Genomic DNA, 21,927 nt, shown 5'->3' with positions numbered 1-21,927 from the left:
AGATCAAAAATCACCGTCGCGTGATCGGCTAGTGGTCTGTGTATTTCTGGTCACATGACTGTGCACCATTCAACACTACCGCCGTCCAAACTACACATAAATCAATATATCTAAATATTGACATTCAATAGGTGCCCCCTGTATCAAATTGCATAACAGATTCTTGATATGTATGGAGGGCACGATGTCCCAACTCATGAAACGTCCGGCAGACAACTGGTCTCCACTCTACTTCCTCGCCTCGGTTGGTGCTGGCGGATTGGCAGTCACTTTCTTCATGTATCTGATGTTCTGGGTGCCGCACCCCAACGCGCCCGTTCCCGTTTTTGAGGACATCATGAATGCATGGGCCAAAGGAAATCCCTTCCAACAGTTCGCGATCGTCGCAGCGATGGCTGGCATTGCCTTCTTTGTAATTCAAAACCTGCGCTACTTGATCTGGAACTTCGGCAAACTGACCGAATTCAAGAAAACCGAAGCCTATCAAAAGCTACGCCACTCGAACGGCGAAACCCAACTGCTCGCTATGCCACTCGCGGTGGCTATGTCGATCAACGCGATGTTCATTGTCGGCTTGGTTTTCGTTCCGCAATTGTGGAGCATCGTTGAGTATCTCTTCCCCGCCGCTCTCGTCGCGTTCTTCCTGACGGGCGTCCTCGCTCTGCGCATGATCGGGCACTTCTTGGGTCGCGTACTGTCCGAAGGCGGGTTGTTCGACGTCACGGCGCATAACTCCTTCGCACAGCTTCTCCCCGCTTTTGCTCTGGCAATGGTCGCTGTTGGCCTCTCCGCGCCTGCTGCAATGTCGACCACGCCGCTGACCGTCGGAACCGCACTCGTCGTGTCCACCTTCTTTGGCCTGATCGCGACAATCTACGCAATCGTCGCAGCCGTGACCGCATTCAACTCTATGCTGCACTACGGCACCCACAAAGAAGCAGGCCCGACCCTAATGATCATCATCCCTCTGATGACCGTCCTTGGGATAATGGTTCTGCGCCAAGAGCACGGCCTGCACACCACCTTCGACGTGCACACCAATGCGGCCGAAACACTCATGACCTTGACCAAGTTCCTCACTGTTCAAGTGTTGTTCCTGCTGCTCGGCCTGACTGTACTGGGTCGTCAGGGCTACGCGTCGACCTTCCTAACTGGTGATAAAAACTCTGCAGGGTCCTACGCTCTTGTTTGCCCAGGTGTCGCACTGTCCGTCATGACACAGTTCTGGCTCCACAAAGGTCTGGTTGCCGCTGGTCTCGTCGCAAAGTTCAGCGTGACCTACTGGGTGATCATCGCAATCGCACTGGCCTTCCAGTTCGCCATGGTCGCTCTCGTTCTTCACCTCAACCGTCGCCACTTTGGGAAATCCAAAATGGTCGCTGTTCCGGCTGAATAAGTTTCCTTCCCTTCCCTTCAAAACGGTAAAGGTCGCCCTCAGTGGCGCCCTTTGCAATTTGTTGCCTTGCACTCCCTCGACCACTTGGCCAGACTCTGAAAGCGAACGGAGGACCAGATGACCGAAGATACAGAACGCCACGCCCAAAAGATGGCCAAGAAGAAAGCCGCCCGTGATAAAATCATGGCGACAAAGACCGACCAGAAAGGTCTGATCATTGTCCACACGGGCAAGGGCAAAGGTAAGTCAACCGCAGCCTTTGGCATGATTTTTCGGCACATCGCGCATGGTATGAAATCGGCCGTCGTTCAGTTCATCAAAGGCGGGATGAGCACGGGCGAACGCGATATGATCCTCGAACGCTTCACCGACCTTTGTGAATTCCACACGATGGGCGAAGGCTTTACTTGGGAAACCCAAGACAAAACCCGCGACACTGAAATGGCCCAAGCCGCGTGGGAAAAGGCCAAGGAACTGATCCGCGATCCGTCGAACAGCATGGTTCTCTTGGACGAAATCAACATCGCGATCCGCTACGATTACGTCGATATCAAGGACGTTGTCGAATTTCTGGCCAATGAAAAACCACACATGACGCATGTGGTTTTGACAGGTCGCAACGCCCATGAAGACCTTATCGAAATCGCAGATCTGGTCACCGAGATGGAACTGATCAAACATCCGTTCCGCGCTGGCATCAAAGCACAGATTGGCGTCGAATATTGATCAATGGAGCGTGCACCGTTTCATAGACGGTGCACGTTTTCCTAAGCGTAGTTACTTGAACTTCACCATATCACGGGTGAGTTGATCGACCGATGTGCAGCCCATCAACCGCATATCGCGCACGAGCTCTTCTTTGAGCTTTCCAACCGCGCGTTCGATGCCTGCTTGTCCCGCAGCCGCCAGCGGGAAAAGGTAATAACGACCCAAACCAACGGCCTTCGCCCCAATCGCGAGCGCTTTCAAAACATGAGTTCCGCGCTGAATACCGCCGTCGATCATCACATCGATCCGGTCGCCAACCGCCTGAACGATTTCGTCCAGCTGATCAAAGGCCGTGGTCGATCCATCCAACTGACGACCGCCGTGGTTTGATAACACGATCCCCGAACAGCCAATATCGGCGGCCCGCTTTGCATCCTCCACGCTCATGACGCCCTTGAGGCAGAACTCACCACCCCATTCAGCGACCATTTTCTCAACGTCATCCCAAGTCATAGACGGGTCAAGCATCTCGGTGAAATAACGGCCGATGGTCAGGCTATCGCCCCTCATATCGATATGTGCGTCGAGCTGCGGAAGGCTGAATTTTTCGTGGGTGACATAATTAATGCCCCACATCGGTTTAATTGCGAACTGAAGCGCTCCGCCCAGCGTCAAACGGAAGGGGATAGAAAATCCGGTCCGCAGGTCACGTTCACGATTGCCGCCTGTGATGCTGTCGACGGTCAGCATCATGACCTTGATCCCGCTCTCTTTCGCCTTTTGCATCATCGCACGGTTCAGGCCGCGATCTTTGTGGAAATAGAACTGATACACCTGCGGGTTTGAATGCTTCTTCGCGAGTTCTTCCATCGACACAGTGCCAAGGGACGAGACACCAAACATAGTGCCGAATTTCTCAGCGGCAGCGGCTGTCGCCCGCTCCCCTTGATGGTGGAATAAGCGCTGGAGCGCGGTCGGCGAAAGGTAGACCGGAAGGTCGATCTTTTGCCCCATAACCGTGGTGGACAGGTCCACATCCTCAACCCCGCGCAAAACGTTCGGGATCAAATCACAACGCTCAAAACTGGTAGTATTGGCCCGAAGTGTCACTTCATCATCTGCGCCGCCCGCAATGTAGTTATAAATCGGGCTCGGAAGACGTCTGCGCGCCAAGGTCTGAAAATCATGAAAGTTGTGGCAGTCGTTCAAACGCATAGCAGGTCCTAAATAGTGATCGCCTCATCGATGGGGATAAGATGGCGCACAGCTCAATTCAATCAAGGTCGGCAAACTGTGTTGCTGCGGTCGCCACGCCGTCAATAGCTAAAGGCTATCCTCGGGCCTGAACCCATCGGGGATATGATCGATACCCTCCAAAATCAGATCCGCCATCACCGCGCCGACTTTCGGCGCCATCCCAAAGCCGATTTTAAACCCGCCATTCGCGACAAAGGCACCATCGACAACGGGATGCAGACCCATCATCGGCGCACGGCTCTTTGCCCGAGGGCGAACTCCAGCCCAACGTTCGATCACCTGAGCCCCTTCTAGGACTGGGAAGGCATCAATCGCTCGCGCGATGACGTCTTCGATCTGGTGATCAACCGCATCAGGGCTTTCGAACTCACGTTCACTGGTCGAACCAATCGCAACGGTCCCATCAGCATGCGGCACAATGTGCAAACTATCTGCAAAGAGCTGCGGTAGGTCAGCAGCATCATAACGTAGCAAGGCCGCTTGCCCCTTCACGCCGCCGCCAACTGATTTACCCAACTGTTCCGACAATTCCACCATACCACGCCAGCCCGTCGCATAGACGACCTGCCCTTCGGGTTTCGCCTCAGAAACGACCTCACCACCCATCGCAATGATCCCAGCCGCCAAAGCACGGGTCGCTCGCCGTGGATGGATGCGCGCGGTCAATGTATCGAACACCACCAGTCCCGTTTCGGATTTCGGCGCCCAAGCCCCGAACTGGTCCACAGGTAAGACCGACCATTCTGCCTTTCCTTGCCACAGATCGGCGGCGGTAACGGCTCGGGCTTGCGCCAAAGCAACAGCCCGATCATCCACCAAGGGTTGAACTCGCCCCGACCGCAAATATCCGCAGCTTTCACCGGAAACCCGTTCAACGTCGGCCCAGAACGTTTCTGCCATTATCAAACTATCGAATTGAAACGCTTTTTTGGTGTTCCAATTCTCCGGCACGTGCGGGGCTAATGCTCCGACGAGGCCACCGGACGAACCCGACGCAACCCCGTTCGGATCGATTACGCGGACCTTTGCGCCCCGCGAGGCACAGGCGTAACCAACAGCAAGCCCAAACGCACCTGCGCCATAGATCGTTACATCAACCGTTGCCATTTTTTCGCCTCACGTTCATCTTCGCCGCAACCCTAAGGCAGAGCACCATGAACAACCAGCCGCAAGCAGAGCTTGAATGGCGCGACGGGACGATCCCGATCTCGCGCAAATTTGACGATCCCTATTTTTCGCTCGACAACGGACTTGCCGAAACGCGCCACGTTTTCATTGACGGCAATGATCTGCCCCAGCGCTTTGATGGCGATTTTCAGATCGGTGAATTGGGTTTCGGCACTGGCCTGAATTTTCTTACCGTCTGGAAAGTATGGGAAGAAGCTCGCTCACCTGGCACGCTAACCTTCACCACATTCGAAGCCTTTCCGATGGCAATCATGGACATGCAAAACGCCCTCACCGCTTTTCCAGAGGTCGCCCCTTGGGCCGCGAAAATGATCGATGGGCTGAACAAAGGGGACACCAGATTCGGCCCCGTCACGCTCAATATTGTCGTTGGAGATGTCCGCCAGACCCTACCCCAATCAGACCTAATAGCAAACGCATGGTTTCTCGACGGATTTAGCCCTGCGAAAAACCCAGAAATGTGGGGCGCAGACCTCATGGCAGAGGTAGGCCGTCACACTGCACAAAACGGCACTGCGGCAACCTACACCGCAGCAGGTCACGTCAGACGAGCGTTAGAGGATGCAGGTTTTGTAGTGACCCGAACCGCCGGATATGGCCGCAAACGGCACATGACACGGGCGATAAAACCTTGATCGAACAAAACAACAAAAAGGGCATCTGGCTCATGGTCTTGGTAACGCTGATTTTTGCAGCCCAAGACGGTGTCTCGCGTCATTTGGCGCAAAGCTACGATGTCCGAATGATCGTTATGATCAGGTTCTGGTTCTTTGCCGCCTTCGCATTAACCATAGGGTATCGCCAAACGGGATCACTCTTTGGCGCATTGCGCACGACACAACCCCTTGCCCAAGCCTTTCGCAGCATCCTGATTGTCGCAGAAATCTGCATCATGCTGGTGGCCTTCGTTCGGCTTGGTCTGGTTGAAAGTCACGCCATTTTCGCCAGCTACCCGCTTTTGATCGCCGCGCTATCGGGACCGATTTTGGGCGAGAAGGTCGGTTGGCGCCGTTGGTCTGCAATCGGGATCGGATTTCTGGGCGTTTTAATCATCCTCAACCCGTCTGGCGGGGTGTTTTCGCTCAACTCGTTCTGGGCTGTCACGGCATCGCTCATGTTTGCGATGTACGGCCTGATGACCCGCTACGTGTCACGCAAGGATGCATCGATCACGTCTTTCGTCTGGATGGGCATCACGGGGTGCATCGCAATGACAGCCGTTGGCATTTGGCATTTGGAACCGATGACGGTGGCCGACAGTGGGTGGATGGCAACGCTCTGCGTGGTGGGCCTCTTGGGGCACTACCTGTTGATCCGTGCATACGAAGTGGCCGAAGCCAGCGCGATCCAGCCCTTCGCTTACCTACAACTCCCCTTTGCCTCAGCGATTGGCATCTTTGTTTTCGGCGATCTTCTACGCACCAATGTGACCATTGGCGCGTCGATCGTCGTTTGCGCAGGTGTCTTTACCTTGCTTCGGGAACGGATGAAGGCGCGTCGACCTAAGGTCGCGTCATAGGACGCGGAGCCGTTATTGGTGCCAAGTCCGACGCTTGCTCAATGGGGGCCGAAGGTTCATCCCCCGTCCACGGCCGTGCGACGGGGCGCAGCAATGGCTTTTCGCCGACCAGCAGTTCAGTGAAACGGATCGGCCCCGTTTGACCCGACAAACGCGCACGATAAATCGGTAAGGATTCCGTGACGCGCTGCACATAGTTGCGCGTTTCGCGGAAGGGGATCATTTCGATCCAGTCGATAACATCAACCTCGCCAAGTCGCGGATCACCTCGCTCTTCCATCCATTCACGAGGGCGACGCGGACCAGCGTTATAGCCCGCCGCAATCATCACTGGGGTCGGGCCGAATTGTTCCTCAAGCCCCGCCAAATACTGCGAACCGAGTGTGGCGTTATACTGCCAGTCAGCCGTCAAACGACCACGGCTGTAGGGCAGGCCCAGCTCATTGGCCACGTCCTCTGCCGTGCCAGGCATAAGCTGCATCAGACCGAGCGCGCCAACTGCGCTGCCCACCACAGGGTTAAACTCGCTCTCACGTCGCGCAACGGACAAGGCCAGTTCAGGCTCGACTGGTAGGTCCATATTTCGCAGGTCATGCATCGGGAACAATAACGCAGGCAGGATGATCCCGCGTGCCGTTGCAGATTTGCCGATCAACAAAGCAAAGAACGGTTCATTGCGGCGAAGCAACTCTTCACCCAGTGTTCCCAATGACGTCCGATCCAGACTGCGTCCAAGTTGGGCAAAGAACAGTACCGCCGACCCACGTTCATCCGCATCCAGTAGGTAAAAGGCAGCGCGTACGAGTTCGTCCTGAGACAAAGCCGAGCCAGCGAAGTCGGGGAAATCTTCTTTGCCCAAAATCGAAGGGTCGAGCGATTGGCCGAGCTTCTCGCCAGCCAGCAGACCATAGAACGCTGTCTGATGTTCTGCCGCCTCACTGTAAGCCGCCTCGGCATTCATACTATCACCGAGCGTCTCATAGGTGCGACCCAGCCAATACCCCGCGCGACCATCCGAAATCGGGCTTTCGACGGCGGCTTGTAGAGCGAGGAAGTGACGCAGAGCGACCTCTGGGCGGTTCAGAAACCGTAGTGCGACGTAGCCAGCGAGCCACTCTAGATCAGCATAGGATTCCCCGTCAGATGGCGTCAGATGATGCTGTGCGGCCAGCCGATACGCACTGTCATATCGCCCTTCGCGCATCTCCCAACGGGCATGGGAACGGCGCCAACTCGACCAACGATAGGGTTGGCTCAATAGGCTAACATCTGAGCTTCGTTCACGCAGGATGGTGATCGCATCAGTGCGGTCGCCACGGTCAGACAGGAAATTGAACCGATCGTAGGCCAGACCAACATCGTTCAAGAGCGCAACAGGCACGGCCTGTAACTTTGCCCCCCAGTCGGGCGATTTTCGGATTAACGCAGCCCGTGCTTCCATCAACGCCCGCTGATCGGAAGGCAGGAACGAGAATAGACGTTCTGCGTCGTCCGTTTTCCAACGCCACAACATCGCATCGGCGCGCTGGACATGAATATCCGCGAGATCAGGACCAAAGGCGGCCAAGATCAAATCGTTCTCTTCCTCGGTCAGCCCATACCGCAGCCAAATCCGACGAATGGTTTCCCGCGCAGCCTCTGTTTGGCCGACAGCCCGTTGTGCAAGCGCGAGCCGATACCCACCCATACCCGTTTCGGGGTCATGCCCCTCCATCCAACTCAGAATCAGGTTCGGGTCCGTGTCATCGTCGATGGCTGCTTCGCCACGTGCACGCACACGGTCCATTCCTGGCCAGCCGTCGTGGTCAGCTTGAAAGGCAACGTAGTCGGCAAACGGCTCGTCCTCACCGCGTAGACGCGTCCACGTGATCAGGTCATGCGCCAGCAGGTCCAAGCCCACCAAACGGTAGGCCGCATCCCAATTTTCATCTTCTCCTGCCGCAAAGGCATTAGACAAAAGCGTTTCTTCAGCCAAACTGCTCATTGGCGATAGGACCGAAAGACCGATCGCAATCAGACTGGCACGCAATTGGTTCATAGATTCCTGCCCTTTTTAGCACAGGGTAGCTGTCGTATCACAAAGCACAACTCACAAACTTGGCAATCGGCCGAAAGGCGTCTAGGTTCCGCCCGTTTTCACACGGGGCGACTCAAGCCCCTCAACGACAAGGAAGCGTGTCATGCTCAAAGGATCGATGCCAGCATTGGTAACGCCGTTCAAAGACGGCCAAGTGGATCTCGACACGCTCAAGAAGCTTGTCGATTGGCATATTGAGCAAGGTAGCCACGGCCTCGTTCCTGTTGGCACCACAGGCGAAAGCCCAACGCTCAGCCACGAAGAACACGATCTGGTCGTTGCAACTGTTGTGCAGCAGGCAGCTGGCCGCGTTCCTGTTGTCGCGGGTGCTGGTTCGAATAACACGATCGAATCCGTCCGTTTGGTGCAAGCCGCCAAAGACGCGGGCGCTGATGCTGCTCTTGTTGTAACACCGTATTACAACAAACCGACCCAGCGCGGCCTGATTGCTCACTTTGAAGCAACCGCCAAAATCGGCCTGCCGATCGTGATTTACAACATACCAGGTCGTTCGGTCGTCGATATGACCCCCGCAACCATGGGCCAACTGGCGAAATTGCCTGAAATCATCGCTGTGAAAGACGCGACAGGCGATCTGTCCCGCGTACCGAAATGCCGTATCACCTGTGGCCACGACTTCATCCAGCTTTCGGGCGAAGACGCGACTGCACTTGGCTTTAACGCGCACGGTGGTCTGGGCTGTATCTCGGTCACGGCGAACATCGCACCGAAACTCTGCGCTGATTTCCAGAACGCGACGCTCGCTGGCGATTACAAAACCGCGCTTGAGATCCAAGACAAGCTTATGCCACTGCATGAAGCCGTCTTTATCGAGCCGGGCGTTGCAGGTGCGAAATACGGTATGTCGCTCTTGGGCCTGTGCTCGCCAGAAGTGCGCTCTCCATTGACTGAACTCGAAGACAGCACCAAAGAGCGCATTCGCGCTGCAATGGTCCACGCTGGACTTCTGAATTGAGCGCAAAGGCAAACGCCGGTCGGGAAGCCCTGATCGGTAGCCTTTTCATGATCACTTCGATGGCGTTCTTCGCCGTCGAAGACACATTTCTAAAACTCGCCACCGCTGAACTCCCCAAAGGTCAGGCCGTCACGATGACGGGCTTCATAGGGATGCTGATTTTCGCGGGGCTTGCCTATCTGAACAATCAGTCACTTTGGACCCGTGCCTATGTCAGCCCGACAATGCGCGTGCGGGCCGTGTTCGAAATCAGTGGACGACTGTCTTATACCTTGGCGTTTATGCTTGCGCCGCTTCTGACGGCGACGGCAATTCTCCAAGCCACGCCATTGGTGGTCGTCGCTGGAGCGGCCCTGTTTCTAGGCGAACCCGTTGGCATTCGGCGCTGGATCGCAGTGATCATCGGCTTCGTGGGAGTTATGTTAATCCTCCGTCCGTGGGGAGCAGAGTTTGACATGCTCACACTACTCGCCGTCCTTGGTATGCTGGGTTTTGCTGGGCGCGATTTGGCAACCCGCGCCTCTCCCCCGTCGCTCAGCAACTTTCAGCTCGGCATTTCAGGCTACCTGATGCTGACGATAGCGGGCCTTTTGATTTGGACCGCTGACCCACGACTGGTTGCACTGAACCCGCATCAAGCATTGCTACTCACTATCGCGATTAGCGGCGGCGTTTTTGCCTACTACGCCCTCACGACCGCCATGCGTCGAGGCGACGTGGCCAGCGTAACACCATGGCGCTACAGCCGTCTCATTTTCGGCGCAGCTATGGGCGCGTTTATGTTCGGCGAATCTTTTGACACGATGACCCTCGTCGGCAGCGTCATTGTCGTCGGAAGCGGTCTTTTCACCCTGTTCAGGGCACGTCGAAAATAACGTCAGCCAATTGGCGGACGCATCGCTTCAATCTGACTTTTACGAATGTAGCGCATGGTTTCCACCATTACCGCTGTCGTAAACCCGATGTTGAGCAAACCGTTCGTCGCGGCCAATCCGCCCAACAGTTCCCAATCATGGGGCAGCAACACATCCCCGAAACCAAGCGTCGTAAAACAGGTCAACGAGAAATAGACCGCCATTTCGATCGTTTCGAACAGGTCGAGCGCCCACATCACCGCCGCCCAAAGCCAAACGCTCAACGTGACTTGGGCCAGAATCGCGCATGATGCCGCTGACAAAAGGAACAGCAATTTGGGGCTATGCGGCTCTCGGCGCAGCCAACCCGACAGCCTCTGGATCGACACCTCCAAGACGAGGAACGTCACGCCTGCCATGAAAATGGAGACAAGCATCAATACGGTGCCGATGGAAAGCTGAAGAAACATAAAAGAGCGCCTGATTTTGGTTGGCGTCAGTTTACCCGACCTTTGTAGCGATGCCAGCACCCTATCCGACTTGCAGCACATGGCCCAAAGGCATATCTGAGGACCACTATGGCAAAGAAACCTGAAAATAAGAACTACAAGGTCATCGCCGAGAACCGGCGTGCCCGCCACGACTACGCGATCGAAGAAGATCTCGAAGTCGGGATCATTCTCATGGGCTCCGAAGTAAAATCGCTTCGCGTGGGTCAATCGAACATCGCCGAAAGCTATGCGTCGGTTGAGGATGGCGAATTGTGGCTGATCAACGGGTATATCGCGCCATACGAACAAGCCAAAACATGGGGCCACGAAGAACGTCGTCGGCGCAAGCTGCTGTGTTCGCGCCGCGAACTCGCGCGCCTTTGGAATGCGACCAAACGCGAGGGCATGACCATTGTGCCGCTGGTGATGTATTTCAACGACCGTGGCTTGGTGAAACTGAAGATCGGAATCGCCAAAGGTAAAAAGCTGCACGACAAACGTGCGACCGACGCGAAACGCGATTGGGACCGTCAAAAGCAACGTTTGCTACGTCACAGCGGTTAATCGCCGCCTTTCTGGGCAGTTCACGCCGATTTTTTCGCAAAGCGTCCGCTTTCCCTTGCCTCATAAAATTACCCGCGATAGGGGATGCCGGACCTTTTCCCGCGCAGGCAAGGGGCGCATGGCATGACAGAGACATTCAAAGACGATCCTAAAACACTCGTTTCGACAGAGTGGCTGGCCGCACACCTCAAGGATGCGGACCTGCGGATTTTCGACGCGTCGTGGTTTCTTCCGACTATAGATCGCGATCCGAAGGCTGAGTTCGACAAAGAACACATCCCTGGTGCGCGTTTCTTTGACATCGACGAAATCGCGGACCTGCGGTCTGACCTACCACATATGGTCCCGCCCGTTGAGAAATTCATGAGCCGCGTCCGCGCGATGGGTGTTGGCGACGGCCACCAGATCGTTGTTTACGACAGCAGCGGATTGTTCTCGGCTGCCCGCGTTTGGTGGATGTTCCGCCTGTTTGGTCAGTTCAACATCGCGGTTCTGGACGGCGGCCTTCCGAAATGGAAAGCAGAGGGCCGCCCTCTGACTGATGCCCCTGCCACGATCCGCGATCGTCATATGATGGTCGACGTTCAGCACCACATGATCAAAGACGTGACCCAAGTGGCCCGCGCATCGAAACTTCGCGATCACGAAATCATTGATGCCCGCGCCGCGCCTCGTTTCCGTGGTGAAGCCGTCGAGCCGCGCGCTGGACTTCGTTCGGGCCATATCCCCGGTGCAAAGAACGTCCCGTTCAACACGCTATTAAACGCTGACGGCACGATGAAGCCCGTCGCAGAACTACGCCACGTGTTCGAAGCCGCTGGCGTCGACCTATCCAAACCCGCCATTACGTCGTGTGGTTCGGGCGTCACAGCCGCTGTGCTGTGCCTCGCTCTCGAACGCACAGGCAAAACCGACCATTCTCTTTACGATGGCTCATGGTCCGAATGGGGCATGTACGCCGACCTTCCTCTCGCAACCGGAGACGCATGATGCTGGAGCATCTCACCGAACAACCCGCCGACAAAATTCTGATGCTGATGCAAGCATTCCGCGAAGATCCGCGCGACACCAAGATCGACCTTGGCGTTGGCGTGTATAAAAACGCAGAAGGCGTCACTCCGGTTATGAAGGCCGTGAAGGCCGCAGAAAAGAAAATCTGGGAAGAGCAGGAATCGAAATCCTACACCTCTCTGGCTGGTGAACCGCTCTATATCGAGGGCATGATCAAACTCGTCCTCGACGGTGCTGTTGATCGTTCGCGCATTGGCGCTGTCACCACACCGGGTGGCACGGGTGCAATTCGTCAGGCGATGGAACTTATCAAAAAGACCTCGCCGCAAGCCACCGTTTGGGTGTCGAACCCAACATGGCCGAACCACGTGTCGATCCTGAACTACCTCGGCATGCGCCACACGGCTTACACCTACTTCAACACCGAAACCCGTGACGTTGATTTCGACGCCATGATGGCCGATTTGGCTGGTGTGAAATCGGGCGACCTCGTGCTGCTGCACGGCTGCTGCCACAACCCGACAGGTGCAAACCTGACACTGGATCAGTGGAAAGAGGTTGTTGCCTTGATCAACGAAAAAGGCGCCGTCCCGTTCATCGACCTCGCATACCAAGGTTTCGGTGACGGCCTCGAAGCTGATGCTCTTGCAACTCGTCTCGTTGCTGCAAACGTCGGCGAATGCCTGATCGCCGCGTCCTGCTCCAAGAACTTCGGTATCTACCGCGAACGTACAGGCATCCTGATGGCAATCGCTAAGGACGCCGCGACCGCGAAGCTGTCGCAAGGGATGCTGCAATTCCTGAACCGTCAGAACTATTCGTTCCCGCCGGATCACGGTGCACGCGTTGTTGCAACGATCCTCGGTGATGATGCTCTTCGCCAGATGTGGATCGACGAACTCGAAGAAACCCGCCTGTCAATGCTGACTCTGCGCCAGCAACTGGCTGATGAACTGAAACGTCTGACCAACTCGGACCGCTTTGACTTTATCGCAAAGCACCGCGGCATGTTCTCTCAGATCGGCACGACACCTGAGAAGGTCGAGGTTATGCGCGCTGAATCGGGCATCTACATGGTGTCGGACAGTCGCTTGAACATCGCAGGCCTGAACGCGACAACTGTTCCGCTCTTGGCCAAAGCGATCGTAGACGCTGGCGTCTAAACGCTTCTCTCAAACAAATACAAACGCCCGTCGCATCTGCAGCGGGCGTTTTCGTTTATGCCCTCGGGCAAAAGAAAACCCGGGCGCGAACGCCCGGGCCTTTGTCGTCAAACTGATCGGAAGGGAGATCAGCCTTTCGAGAACTCAGGGTAAGCTTCCATACCCAGTTCAGCCATGTCGAGACCGTTGATCTCGTCTTCTTCGCTGACACGGATACCGGTGACAGCTTTGAGGATGAACCAAACGATACCGGACACAACGAAGGTGAAGATACCGACAACCAAGATACCGTAGAGCTGAGTGCCGAAGGACGCATCAGGGTTGGTGAACGCTACAGCGATGGTGCCGTAGATACCGCAGACGAGGTGTACAGGGATCGCACCAACCACGTCGTCGAGCTTGAACTTGTCGAGCAGCGGAACAACGAACACTACCAGAAGACCACCGAATGCACCGATCAGAGTTGCTGCACCAAGGGTCGGGGTCAGCGGTTCAGCGGTGATCGAAACCAGACCAGCCAGTGCGCCGTTGAGAACCATGGTCAGGTCGACCTTTTTGTAGAGAAGCTGGGTCAGGATCATTGCTGCTACCGAACCGCCAGCTGCTGCTGCGTTGGTGTTTGCAAAGATACGGGAGATGTCAGCCACGTCGCCTACAGTGCCCATAGCGAGCTGCGAAGCGCCGTTGAAGCCGAACCAACCGAGCCACAGGATGAACGTACCCAGAGTTGCCAGCGACAGGTTGGAACCTGGCATCGGAACAGTGCGCCCGTCTTTGTATTTACCAATACGCGGACCGAGGATCAGCAGACCAGCAAGAGCAGCCCAACCACCTACAGAGTGAACAACGGTCGAACCTGCGAAGTCCATGAAACCCATTGCGTCAAGGAAGCCACCGCCCCATTTCCACGAAGCCTGTAGCGGGTAGATGATCGCAGTCAGGACAACAGTGAAGGCGAGGAACGGCCACAGTTTGATACGCTCAGCGAGGGTGCCCGAAACGATAGACGCAGTTGTTGCACAGAACATCAGCTGGAAGAAGAAGTCCGAACCAGTGGATGCATAGCCGTAGTCATCAGCGCCATCACGAGCAACGCCAACAGCTTCGAGTGCGGCAGTCGACCATACGCCCGACAGAACGCCGTCGATGGACCATGTGCCCAGCGGGTACATCAGGTTGTAGCCGATCAGGTAGTAGAAGATCGCGGCCAAAGAGAAGAGCGCGACGTTCTTGGTCAGCTGCATTGCGACGTTCTTAGTGCGCACAAGGCCAGCTTCGAGCATCGCAAAGCCAGCAGCCATCCAGAACACCAGAAAACCACCAACGAGGAACAGAAGCGAGTTAAGGATGAAGATGGTATCGGAAGCGGCATCAACACCTGCTACCGGACCTTCTTCCTGGGCAAAGCCCATGGCTGGAAGCGCGATCAGCGCTGCAGCCGGGAGGAGTTTAGTCAGTTTCATTTTAATTTCCCCTGATCCGATCGCGTCAAAGAGCGTCGTCGTTGGTTTCGCCGGTGCGCACGCGCAGTGCGCTCTCGACGTCGAGAACAAAGATTTTGCCGTCGCCGATTTTGTCGGTCTTCGCAGTCGATGCGATGGTCGAAACGATCTGGTCAGCCATGTTGTCAGGCACGACGATCTCTAGTTTGACCTTCGGAACAAAGTTCACTGCGTATTCAGCACCACGGTAGATTTCAGTGTGACCGGACTGGGAGCCAAAGCCCTTAATTTCGGTCACCATCATTCCGCGAACGCCAGCGGCGGTCACAGCTTCGCGGACCTCCTCCAGCTTGAACGGCTTGATAGTTGCGATAATGAGTTTCACGTTCTTCCCCTTACGAGTTATCTCGAACGACCCCAATCCGGATCGCGCAGTCACACTCAGCGGGTTAGATGCCCTTTTCTCAAGCAATCTGGGACTAAACGGGATGCCACATTAATGAGTTTGTGCCCAAAAATTATACAAATTGTGCGACTTGATTAAAAAATAGGCTTAAAGAAAACGCAACATTGGCGATTCTTGTCACTCAACATTTCCCCTCAAGGCAGTTAGAATTGGCCTGAGGCATAACGAAAGAGCAGAAAATGAGCGGATCGGGACGCAAACGCCCAACGCTGGTTGCCGAGAATCGCTATTCGAACGCAACTGCACCCCAAAAGGCTGCGGCGCCTAAACCTGCGCCGAAGAAAAAGCCTGCAAAGCAGCCTCGCAAGAAGAAGGGGCCGCTGGGGTTCATTGGTGCATTCTTTGGGTTCGTGTTTCGCCTGATCTGGAGCATTTTCTGGCGCGGCACTGCGATCGTCAGCCTGATCATCGCAATCGCTGTCCTTTATACCTCTTCCAAATTGCCTAGCGCCGAGTCCTTGATCGATGGCCGCGCGCGGGGCTCCGTCACCATGCTCGACGTGAACGGCCAACAGTTCGCATGGCGCGGCGATCAATTCGCAGGCGCGATCACCGCTGACTCGGTTTCCCCGAACCTTCGCAACGCCGTCGTCGCTACCGAAGACAAACGGTTTTACAGCCACTTTGGCATCTCTCCTCGCGGTATTGCGGGCGCGATCCGCTCCAACCTTCAGGACGGCAATGGTGCACTCTCGGGGTCGGGTGGTTCTACGATCACCCAGCAGACCGCCAAACTGTTGTGCCAAGGCCAACCGTTCGATTCCGCGAAATGGGCGAATGAAGCTGCATATGAAGCCGACTGCCGTCGTTCCACCCTTTGGCGCAAAGTCACCGAAGCGATCTACGCGATGGCGATGGAAGTCCGCTATACCAAGGACGAAATCCTCACGATCTACCTCAACCGCGCATATCTGGGCGCGGGCACTCGTGGCTTTGAGGCCGCGAGCCAACGGTATTTCAGCATTTCGTCGGCGCAAGTAAGCCCGGCCCAAGCGGCTCTCCTTGCTGGCCTGCTCAAAGCGCCATCGTCCTATGCGCCAACGTCCAATCTTCAACGGAGCTGGGATCGCGCAAGCGTCGTTGTGCGCCTCATGGCCGATCAGGGCTACATCACCGAGGCGCAAGCCCAAGACGCACTCGCCAATCCGGCGCAGCTGGCTGAGAACGCCCATGCGCGGCAAGGTGGCTATTATGCGGACTGGGTGATGGACACAGGTCCATCCTATTTCACCGATGACACCACCGAAGACGTCATCATTAAAACGACGTTTGATCCGCGCATCCAGCGGGCCGCCGAAGGCGCGCTAGATTGGGTATTCGAAAACAAAGTCCGCGAAGGCTCTGAGGCCCAAGCCGCAATCGTCGTGATGTCATCTGACGGTGCGGTCCGCGCAATGGTCGGCGGTCGCCAAACAACATCGGGCGGTGCGTTCAACCGTGCGACACAGGCCCTGCGTCAAACGGGGTCTCTGTTCAAACCCTTCGTCTATGCGGCCGCCCTCGAACTCGGCCACAATCCGATGGAGATCATTAACGACGATCCGCTGTGCATGAATATCGTGGGGTCTGGCGAATGGTGTCCGCAAAACTATGATCGTGAGTTCAAAGGTCCGATCACGCTGACCCAAGCGCTTTATGAAAGCCGAAACATCCCTGCGATCCTTCTTTCAGAAAGTGTTGGCCGTGATGCCGTGCAAAGCGTGGCTACTGGGTTCGGCATTGGCTCTGACCTTGCCGACGGTCCGGCCCTCGCGCTCGGCGTGTCAGAATCAACGCTGGTCGAAATGACCGGGGCCTACGCGGGCATCTTGAACGGCGGCTCTTCGGTCGCGCCCTATGGCCTCGTCGAACTAAGCCTACGCCGCAATCCCTCTGTGCCCCTCATGGGCGCTGGCGGCGGCATTGGCGAACGCGTCATTCGCGACGAAAGCGCCGCGCAACTGACGTGGATGATGCATCAGGTTATCGAACAAGGCACTGGTCAGCGGGCGAAAATCGACGGCTGGCAGATTGCTGGTAAATCCGGCACGACCCAAGGCGCACGCGATGCGTGGTTCATTGGCTTTACGGCTGACTACGTGACTGGTGTGTGGATGGGGTATGACAACAATACGCCACTGTCTGGCGTAACGGGTGGCGGTCTACCCGCAGAGGTTTGGCACGAAACCATGAGCCGCGTGTTGGATGGGATGATCCCGCTCCCGTTGCCAATGACCGCGCCCAGCGGCGAACCCGCTGGCCCCGTGATGTCGGACGAACAAGCCAAGTCGCTCATCGACCTGATTCTGCGCGATTTACAAAACGCTGGAAACTAACGATCAGCCACCGCGATAGAGATCGTCTTCGGCGTCCGAACTGTCGATTCCCAATGCCTCTAGCCCACTTTCCAAGTGGTCGGCGAGGTGTGGCGACCCTTTAAGGTAATCTTCGGTTGGTGCGCTGGCCTCGGAAATGGCGGTCTTATAGGCTTCGGCATATTCTTCGGGTTCAAAGCTGCCGCGGCCGACCCAGAAGATCGCCACAAGCGCCGCTTGCTCTTCCTCGTTCAGACGACCGACAAAGCCGTCAAACTCGGCCTCGCCTCGATCAAGTTCACGCGCAAGGATGATCACCTCGGCGACTTTGTCAGATGTAATGTGCATTGCTGCCTCCCGTTCGCATGGATAGCAGTAACTTTGTGCCGATTAGCCGACCGTGGCTTTGATCTGTCGCAAATCAGAATATTCGGAAATAAAGCCAATCAGGCATCAGCTGTGACGCTCGGAAAAACCACGAAAACAATGTCGGAAAGCTGCGTTTGAACTTCCGGCTATTCATATGGTCGAACATCACGCGCGCCGCGTCTTCGGGCGACATGATGAACGGCATGTTGAACGTGTTCTTGTCGGTCAGTCGGGTACGAATAAAGCCTGGGTTCACCACCTGAACTTCTATCCCAGTTCGCTTGAGGTCGGACTTCATAGTTTCGGCCAACGACATAATTCCAGCCTTTGAGGCCGAATAGCCAATCGCGCCTGGCAAGCCACGAAACCCAGATAGAGATCCAGTAAGAACAATGTGGCCCGCATTACGCTGCACCATGTCGGGCACGGTCGCGCCCAAAACGCGCATCGCCCCCATGAGGTTCACGTCAACCATGGTTTCCGCATCATCCGCGTTCCATTCGGTCGCGGCCATCGGCCAGTAGACGCCCGCGAGGAACACCACGCCGTCAACTGGACCGACTGAGGCTGCAGCGGCGCGAACGTTTTCGGTGTCAGACACATCGACTGGCACTATCCGCGCAGGCCATGACAGGCCACCCGATACGTCCTGAAGTCGCTCTTCTGAGCGCGCCGACAGGATCAATTCCGCACCGGCATCGGACATAATTTCCGCGAGTGCCCGCCCCAGTCCTTCGCTTGCGCCGATCAGCCAATAGGTTTTGCCAGCCCAGTCCCGCATCTTTACACCCGACGCATCGTCGCGATGAGTTCTCCGACCTTGATACCGAACTTTCGAAATTGCGACCTGTTCACCAGCTCACCTGAGGGCGATGTATACATCCAATCTGTCACAGACAGGACATGCCCCCCCGCATCCTCGGTCAGTTTGATCTTGTAGTTCAGCACGATAGCAGAGCCCCCCTGACGACCCGTCGCCGTGCCAATCACGTCGGGAGCAGTCGCAGTGATGGTGCCATCTTCCGCAACCTTCAGGTCCCAATGGCGAAGCTGCGTAGCGCCGCTATCATACTGGAATTCCTCTGTCATTTCGCCGGAATTTCCGTCCCATGATGCATTGAACTGACCAAAAAACCGTGATGCAACACGCCCAAACGGACCATAAATCACACCACTGCACAGCATCTTTCCGTTCAAATCTGTACGTATGTCGATCGGACGGCCCGAGGGATAATCCTCAACCTTCTGCGCTGCAAACCCGAACCGCGCACTGATCAGTAGAACAACGGCAAAGGCGACGCAGATGCCTAGAAAAAACTGAACCATAATCTACCTCCTAACGGCTGACGTCTTGAACGGGTGGAACGGGGCGATCACGATATTTGGCACCTTTGCTTCGAAGCTTCATCGCCTGCCAAAGGATGAGCCCCATCACACGCAACGACCCCAATGGACGACGAAGATAAGCCTTCGCGATGTCCCGATTTCGCAGCGAACGGCGAGGGCCGCTTAGGGTCGCGACAACTCCACCGTCAGCACCGTCTCCAAATTCAATGACGATATCGACGGCGCTGCGGGTGATATCGAACCGGAACCTGTAGCCGCCCGAAATCGTCTGGAACGGTGACACATGGAATATCTTCTGCGCTGTGACCCAACCATTTCGATTTAGCGGCGCAAGGTCATCGTGGTGACACAGATACGAATGCCGATCACCGAAGGTGTTGTTCACCTCGGCGATCACGACACGCAGAACACCATCACGATCATGGCAGAGCCAAAAACTGACAGGATTAAAGACGTAGCCCAACGCGCGCGGTTGGGTCAGAAGCTGGATACGGCCCATCTGTCCGATCCCGTGCGCATCCAGAACGCTGCGTACCCATGCAACACCCTGCCCCTGCTTGGGCGCCCCCCCATGGTCTACATCACGCACGGACCAAGGCCGCGCTGAATTTCGAGCAAAGCCCCACGGCGCACTCACCTCGACATCCATGTCCAGCAGCACATAGTCGATGGAGTAGCGAAATGCGTTTCGGATCGCGCCCCGCCGCCCATGAAAGGTCTGCCCTTCGATGTAGTCTACAGGGATCATTCCGCCGCCACTCGAACGTTGGTTGCTGTATTGATACCCGCGACGACGTCCAAAGCGCTGGAGAGACCATCCTCGTGGAAACCGTTTTTCATCCAAGCGCCACAGAACCATGTGTTATCGGTGCCGTTAAATGCTGCGACCTCTTTCTGGGCTTCCAGCGCGCCAAGGTCATAAACAGGGTGGCGCAGTGTCACCTCGTCCCAGATCAAATCTTCGCGGATCGTTCGGTTCGAATTGAGCGTCACAAAATAGTCGTCGCCCGTTAACCACGATTGCAGCGAGTTCATCCAATAGGTCAAATCAATCGGCTCATCTGTGCGGCCAGTAACTTCGGTGTAGTTCCACGACGACCAAACCGATTTATGTCGCGGCATGATGGATGCATCGGAGTGCAGAACAACGCGGTTCGGCTGATACGCCATTTTCGAAAGCGCTGCCGTTTCGTGGGCACGCGGATCGGCCAACATGCGCAGGCTATCGTCGGAGTGGGTCGCAAAGACAACGTCGTCGAAGGCCTCCCAATCTGCGCCGAACAACTTCACCTCGACACCACCCACCGTTCGACGCACCGCATCGACATAGGCTCCAGTACGGATCTCAACGCCACGCGCACGCATTTGCGCCTCGAGCCGAGTCACATACGACCGCGACCCGCCCTCAACCGTGTACCATTGATGCTGACCTGTATGGCTAAGCAACGCGTGATTTTCGAAGAACTGCATCATGGCGTAGGCAGGGAATTCCATGATTTTCTCGACGGGTGTTGACCAAATGGCGCCCGACAGTGGCAGGATATACCGTTCCGCAAACCACGACCCGACGCAGAGTTTGTCGAGCATTCCGCCGACAGTCATTGTCTGGTCAGACTTCGCAATGCTCAAGGCGCGGCTGTTGAACTTGAAAATGTCACTGATCATGCGAAGGTAACGCGGGTTCAGCGCGTTTTTCTTCTGCGCAAAAATCGCCGACAGATTTTTTAGCCCGTATTCAAATCGCCCGCCGTCAATTGACGCACCAAAACTCATGTCGGACTTAACTACGGGCACGTCCAGTTCATCGAACAATGCCGTCAGATGCGGATAATTCGCGTAATTGAAAACGATAAACCCCGTATCCACGAGATCAGCGCCGTCACGACCAGCTGGACGAGTGCGTGCGTGCCCGCCGATTGATGCCTCTGCCTCGAACAATACGACGCGATGATGTTGAGCGAGGTTATAGGCTGCACCCATGCCGGAAATACCCCCGCCGATGACTGCGATAGTTCTTGGGGCGGGTGTTAGGCTTTCAAATGGCATCGATATCTCCGAACTTGGTTATTGGTGTTACGGTCCAAACAGGTTTTTGGATGAAACTCTTTCGCGAGGTGATCCAGAACGCGCTTTGCGACGTAGCATCTTTATGTTCACGCAGACCCAAACACTCGATTCAGATAGACCTGTCCAGCCGTACAGCTATGGTTGGTCCAAGACAGTTGGATCGAAACCAAAGGAAACGTCGCGCGTGACCGAACAGAAGACCCCCGCTCGGGCCGAATGGCTCGACGAGATTTACGCGGTCCGCGATACGCAGGATCAGGCAGCGTTTGCGCGCTTGTTCGCGCATTTCGCGCCGCGGGTTAAAGGGTTTCTGATGCGGTCAGGCGCGTCAGCGGACGTCGCAGAGGAATGCGCCCAAGAGGTCATGGCCACCATCTGGCGCAAAGCCGCGTTGTTCGACCCAGCACGGGCGAGTGTTGCGACATGGATTTTTACCATCGCGCGGAACCGCCAGATCGACATGATCCGGCGCGCCCGACGCCCCGAACCAGAAGATCTCCCTTGGGGACCAGACGCCGAACCCGATCAGGAAGAGGTGCTCGTCCTTCAGGAAGAAACCAACAAACTAGGTGAGGCGATAGCAGCCCTGCCTGAGAAGCAACGAGAGTTGATCCAAAAGGCCTATTTCGGCGATCTCAGCCATTCTGAGATAGCGGAACAGACCGGACTGCCGCTTGGCACGATCAAATCCCGTATCCGATTGGCGCTGGACCGCTTGCGCCACACGATGAGGTAAGA

22 protein-coding genes are annotated in these 21,927 nt (G+C 56.0%); 11 read left to right on the top strand and 11 right to left on the bottom strand.

Features of this window, described 5'->3' with window-relative positions; all coding sequences use genetic code 11:
• The first annotated feature begins 184 nt into the window (after positions 1-184).
• Together QWY83_RS02380 and cobO are read left to right on the top strand one after the other, a co-directional pair.
• Complete coding sequence (locus QWY83_RS02380; RefSeq protein ID WP_249946135.1) at positions 185-1,396, top strand: TsoY family (seleno)protein; 1,212 nt, start codon at positions 185-187, stop codon at positions 1,394-1,396.
• Between the two features lie 117 nt (positions 1,397-1,513).
• Positions 1,514-2,122 carry a cob(I)yrinic acid a,c-diamide adenosyltransferase gene (cobO, locus tag QWY83_RS02375; protein ID WP_249946136.1) on the top strand — a complete coding sequence of 203 codons (609 nt, stop codon included), beginning with the start codon at positions 1,514-1,516 and terminating at the stop codon, positions 2,120-2,122.
• 51 nt (positions 2,123-2,173) lie between these two features.
• Here the strand turns inward: cobO and QWY83_RS02370 are convergent, their stop codons facing one another.
• Together QWY83_RS02370 and QWY83_RS02365 are read right to left on the bottom strand one after the other, a co-directional pair.
• Positions 2,174-3,277 carry an alpha-hydroxy acid oxidase gene (locus QWY83_RS02370; RefSeq protein ID WP_249946137.1) on the bottom strand — a complete coding sequence of 368 codons (1,104 nt, stop codon included), beginning with the start codon at positions 3,275-3,277 and terminating at the stop codon, positions 2,174-2,176.
• A 150-nt stretch (positions 3,278-3,427) separates the two neighbouring features.
• The gene (locus tag QWY83_RS02365; protein ID WP_249946138.1) at positions 3,428-4,468 is read right to left on the bottom strand and encodes an NAD(P)/FAD-dependent oxidoreductase; all 1,041 of its coding nucleotides are present in this window, start codon (positions 4,466-4,468) and stop codon (positions 3,428-3,430) included.
• Between the two features lie 47 nt (positions 4,469-4,515).
• Here QWY83_RS02365 and mnmC2 point away from each other — a divergent pair, with 47 nt between their 5' ends.
• Together mnmC2 and QWY83_RS02355 are read left to right on the top strand one after the other, a co-directional pair.
• Complete coding sequence (mnmC2, locus tag QWY83_RS02360) at positions 4,516-5,184, top strand: tRNA (5-methylaminomethyl-2-thiouridine)(34)-methyltransferase MnmC2 (protein WP_249946139.1); 669 nt, start codon at positions 4,516-4,518, stop codon at positions 5,182-5,184.
• A complete protein-coding gene (locus QWY83_RS02355) occupies positions 5,181-6,068 on the top strand; it encodes a DMT family transporter (RefSeq protein WP_249946140.1) in 888 nt (295 codons plus the stop codon). The genes mnmC2 and QWY83_RS02355 overlap by 4 nt, the downstream gene beginning before the upstream one ends.
• Here the strand turns inward: QWY83_RS02355 and QWY83_RS02350 are convergent.
• Complete coding sequence (locus QWY83_RS02350) at positions 6,052-8,106, bottom strand: lytic transglycosylase domain-containing protein (protein WP_249946141.1); 2,055 nt, start codon at positions 8,104-8,106, stop codon at positions 6,052-6,054. The genes QWY83_RS02355 and QWY83_RS02350 overlap by 17 nt on opposite strands.
• A gap of 142 nt (positions 8,107-8,248) precedes the next feature.
• Between QWY83_RS02350 and dapA the strand changes: the two genes are divergently transcribed.
• Both dapA and QWY83_RS02340 read left to right on the top strand, forming a co-directional pair.
• Positions 8,249-9,121 carry a 4-hydroxy-tetrahydrodipicolinate synthase gene (dapA, locus tag QWY83_RS02345; RefSeq protein WP_249946142.1) on the top strand — a complete coding sequence of 291 codons (873 nt, stop codon included), beginning with the start codon at positions 8,249-8,251 and terminating at the stop codon, positions 9,119-9,121.
• On the top strand, positions 9,118-9,996 hold the full coding sequence (locus QWY83_RS02340; protein ID WP_290245303.1) for a DMT family transporter: 879 nt from the start codon (positions 9,118-9,120) through the stop codon (positions 9,994-9,996). The genes dapA and QWY83_RS02340 overlap by 4 nt, the downstream gene beginning before the upstream one ends.
• Before the next feature lie 2 nt (positions 9,997-9,998).
• Here QWY83_RS02340 and QWY83_RS02335 read toward each other — a convergent pair whose 3' ends face one another.
• Complete coding sequence (locus QWY83_RS02335; RefSeq protein ID WP_249946144.1) at positions 9,999-10,445, bottom strand: ion channel; 447 nt, start codon at positions 10,443-10,445, stop codon at positions 9,999-10,001.
• A gap of 108 nt (positions 10,446-10,553) precedes the next feature.
• Between QWY83_RS02335 and smpB the strand changes: the two genes are divergently transcribed.
• The 3 genes from smpB to QWY83_RS02320 all read left to right on the top strand — a co-directional run bounded on the left by smpB (position 10,554) and on the right by QWY83_RS02320 (position 13,204).
• Positions 10,554-11,030: an SsrA-binding protein SmpB gene (gene smpB / locus QWY83_RS02330; RefSeq protein ID WP_067552068.1), complete on the top strand. Its 477-nt coding sequence runs from the start codon at positions 10,554-10,556 to the stop codon at positions 11,028-11,030.
• A gap of 123 nt (positions 11,031-11,153) precedes the next feature.
• Positions 11,154-12,020 carry a 3-mercaptopyruvate sulfurtransferase gene (gene sseA / locus QWY83_RS02325; RefSeq protein ID WP_290245302.1) on the top strand — a complete coding sequence of 289 codons (867 nt, stop codon included), beginning with the start codon at positions 11,154-11,156 and terminating at the stop codon, positions 12,018-12,020.
• Positions 12,020-13,204: an amino acid aminotransferase gene (locus QWY83_RS02320; RefSeq protein ID WP_105234025.1), complete on the top strand. Its 1,185-nt coding sequence runs from the start codon at positions 12,020-12,022 to the stop codon at positions 13,202-13,204. The genes sseA and QWY83_RS02320 overlap by 1 nt, the downstream gene beginning before the upstream one ends.
• Before the next feature lie 128 nt (positions 13,205-13,332).
• Here the strand turns inward: QWY83_RS02320 and QWY83_RS02315 are convergent, their stop codons facing one another.
• A complete protein-coding gene (locus QWY83_RS02315; RefSeq protein WP_105234024.1) occupies positions 13,333-14,667 on the bottom strand; it encodes an ammonium transporter in 1,335 nt (444 codons plus the stop codon).
• A gap of 25 nt (positions 14,668-14,692) precedes the next feature.
• A complete protein-coding gene (locus QWY83_RS02310) occupies positions 14,693-15,031 on the bottom strand; it encodes a P-II family nitrogen regulator (RefSeq protein ID WP_067552058.1) in 339 nt (112 codons plus the stop codon).
• 260 nt (positions 15,032-15,291) lie between these two features.
• Between QWY83_RS02310 and QWY83_RS02305 the strand changes: the two genes are divergently transcribed.
• Positions 15,292-17,427: a transglycosylase domain-containing protein gene (locus QWY83_RS02305; RefSeq protein WP_249946146.1), complete on the top strand. Its 2,136-nt coding sequence runs from the start codon at positions 15,292-15,294 to the stop codon at positions 17,425-17,427.
• Between the two features lie 3 nt (positions 17,428-17,430).
• On the opposite strand, the gene QWY83_RS02300 is transcribed toward QWY83_RS02305, so the two are convergent.
• From QWY83_RS02300 to QWY83_RS02280, 5 genes are all read right to left on the bottom strand, one after another.
• Positions 17,431-17,754: a DUF3775 domain-containing protein gene (locus QWY83_RS02300; protein WP_249946147.1), complete on the bottom strand. Its 324-nt coding sequence runs from the start codon at positions 17,752-17,754 to the stop codon at positions 17,431-17,433.
• 73 nt (positions 17,755-17,827) lie between these two features.
• Positions 17,828-18,556 carry an SDR family NAD(P)-dependent oxidoreductase gene (locus QWY83_RS02295; RefSeq protein ID WP_249946148.1) on the bottom strand — a complete coding sequence of 243 codons (729 nt, stop codon included), beginning with the start codon at positions 18,554-18,556 and terminating at the stop codon, positions 17,828-17,830.
• Between the two features lie 2 nt (positions 18,557-18,558).
• Positions 18,559-19,101 carry a DUF3833 family protein gene (locus QWY83_RS02290; protein WP_249946149.1) on the bottom strand — a complete coding sequence of 181 codons (543 nt, stop codon included), beginning with the start codon at positions 19,099-19,101 and terminating at the stop codon, positions 18,559-18,561.
• A 10-nt stretch (positions 19,102-19,111) separates the two neighbouring features.
• Positions 19,112-19,870, bottom strand: a complete 759-nt coding sequence (locus QWY83_RS02285; RefSeq protein ID WP_249946150.1) for a DUF1365 domain-containing protein — start codon at positions 19,868-19,870, stop codon at positions 19,112-19,114.
• Complete coding sequence (locus QWY83_RS02280) at positions 19,867-21,168, bottom strand: NAD(P)/FAD-dependent oxidoreductase (RefSeq protein WP_249946151.1); 1,302 nt, start codon at positions 21,166-21,168, stop codon at positions 19,867-19,869. The genes QWY83_RS02285 and QWY83_RS02280 overlap by 4 nt, the downstream gene beginning before the upstream one ends.
• Before the next feature lie 103 nt (positions 21,169-21,271).
• On the opposite strand from QWY83_RS02280, the gene QWY83_RS02275 reads away from it, so the two are divergent.
• A complete protein-coding gene (locus tag QWY83_RS02275) occupies positions 21,272-21,925 on the top strand; it encodes a sigma-70 family RNA polymerase sigma factor (RefSeq protein ID WP_435404492.1) in 654 nt (217 codons plus the stop codon).
• The last annotated feature ends 2 nt before the right edge of the window (positions 21,926-21,927 follow it).

Origin of the sequence: Marivivens donghaensis, from assembly GCF_030410045.1 — a bacterium.
Classification (GTDB): domain Bacteria; phylum Pseudomonadota; class Alphaproteobacteria; order Rhodobacterales; family Rhodobacteraceae; genus Marivivens; species Marivivens donghaensis.
Note: the sequence above shows the minus strand (reverse complement) of the source record. Positions and strands in the feature narration are given on the sequence as shown.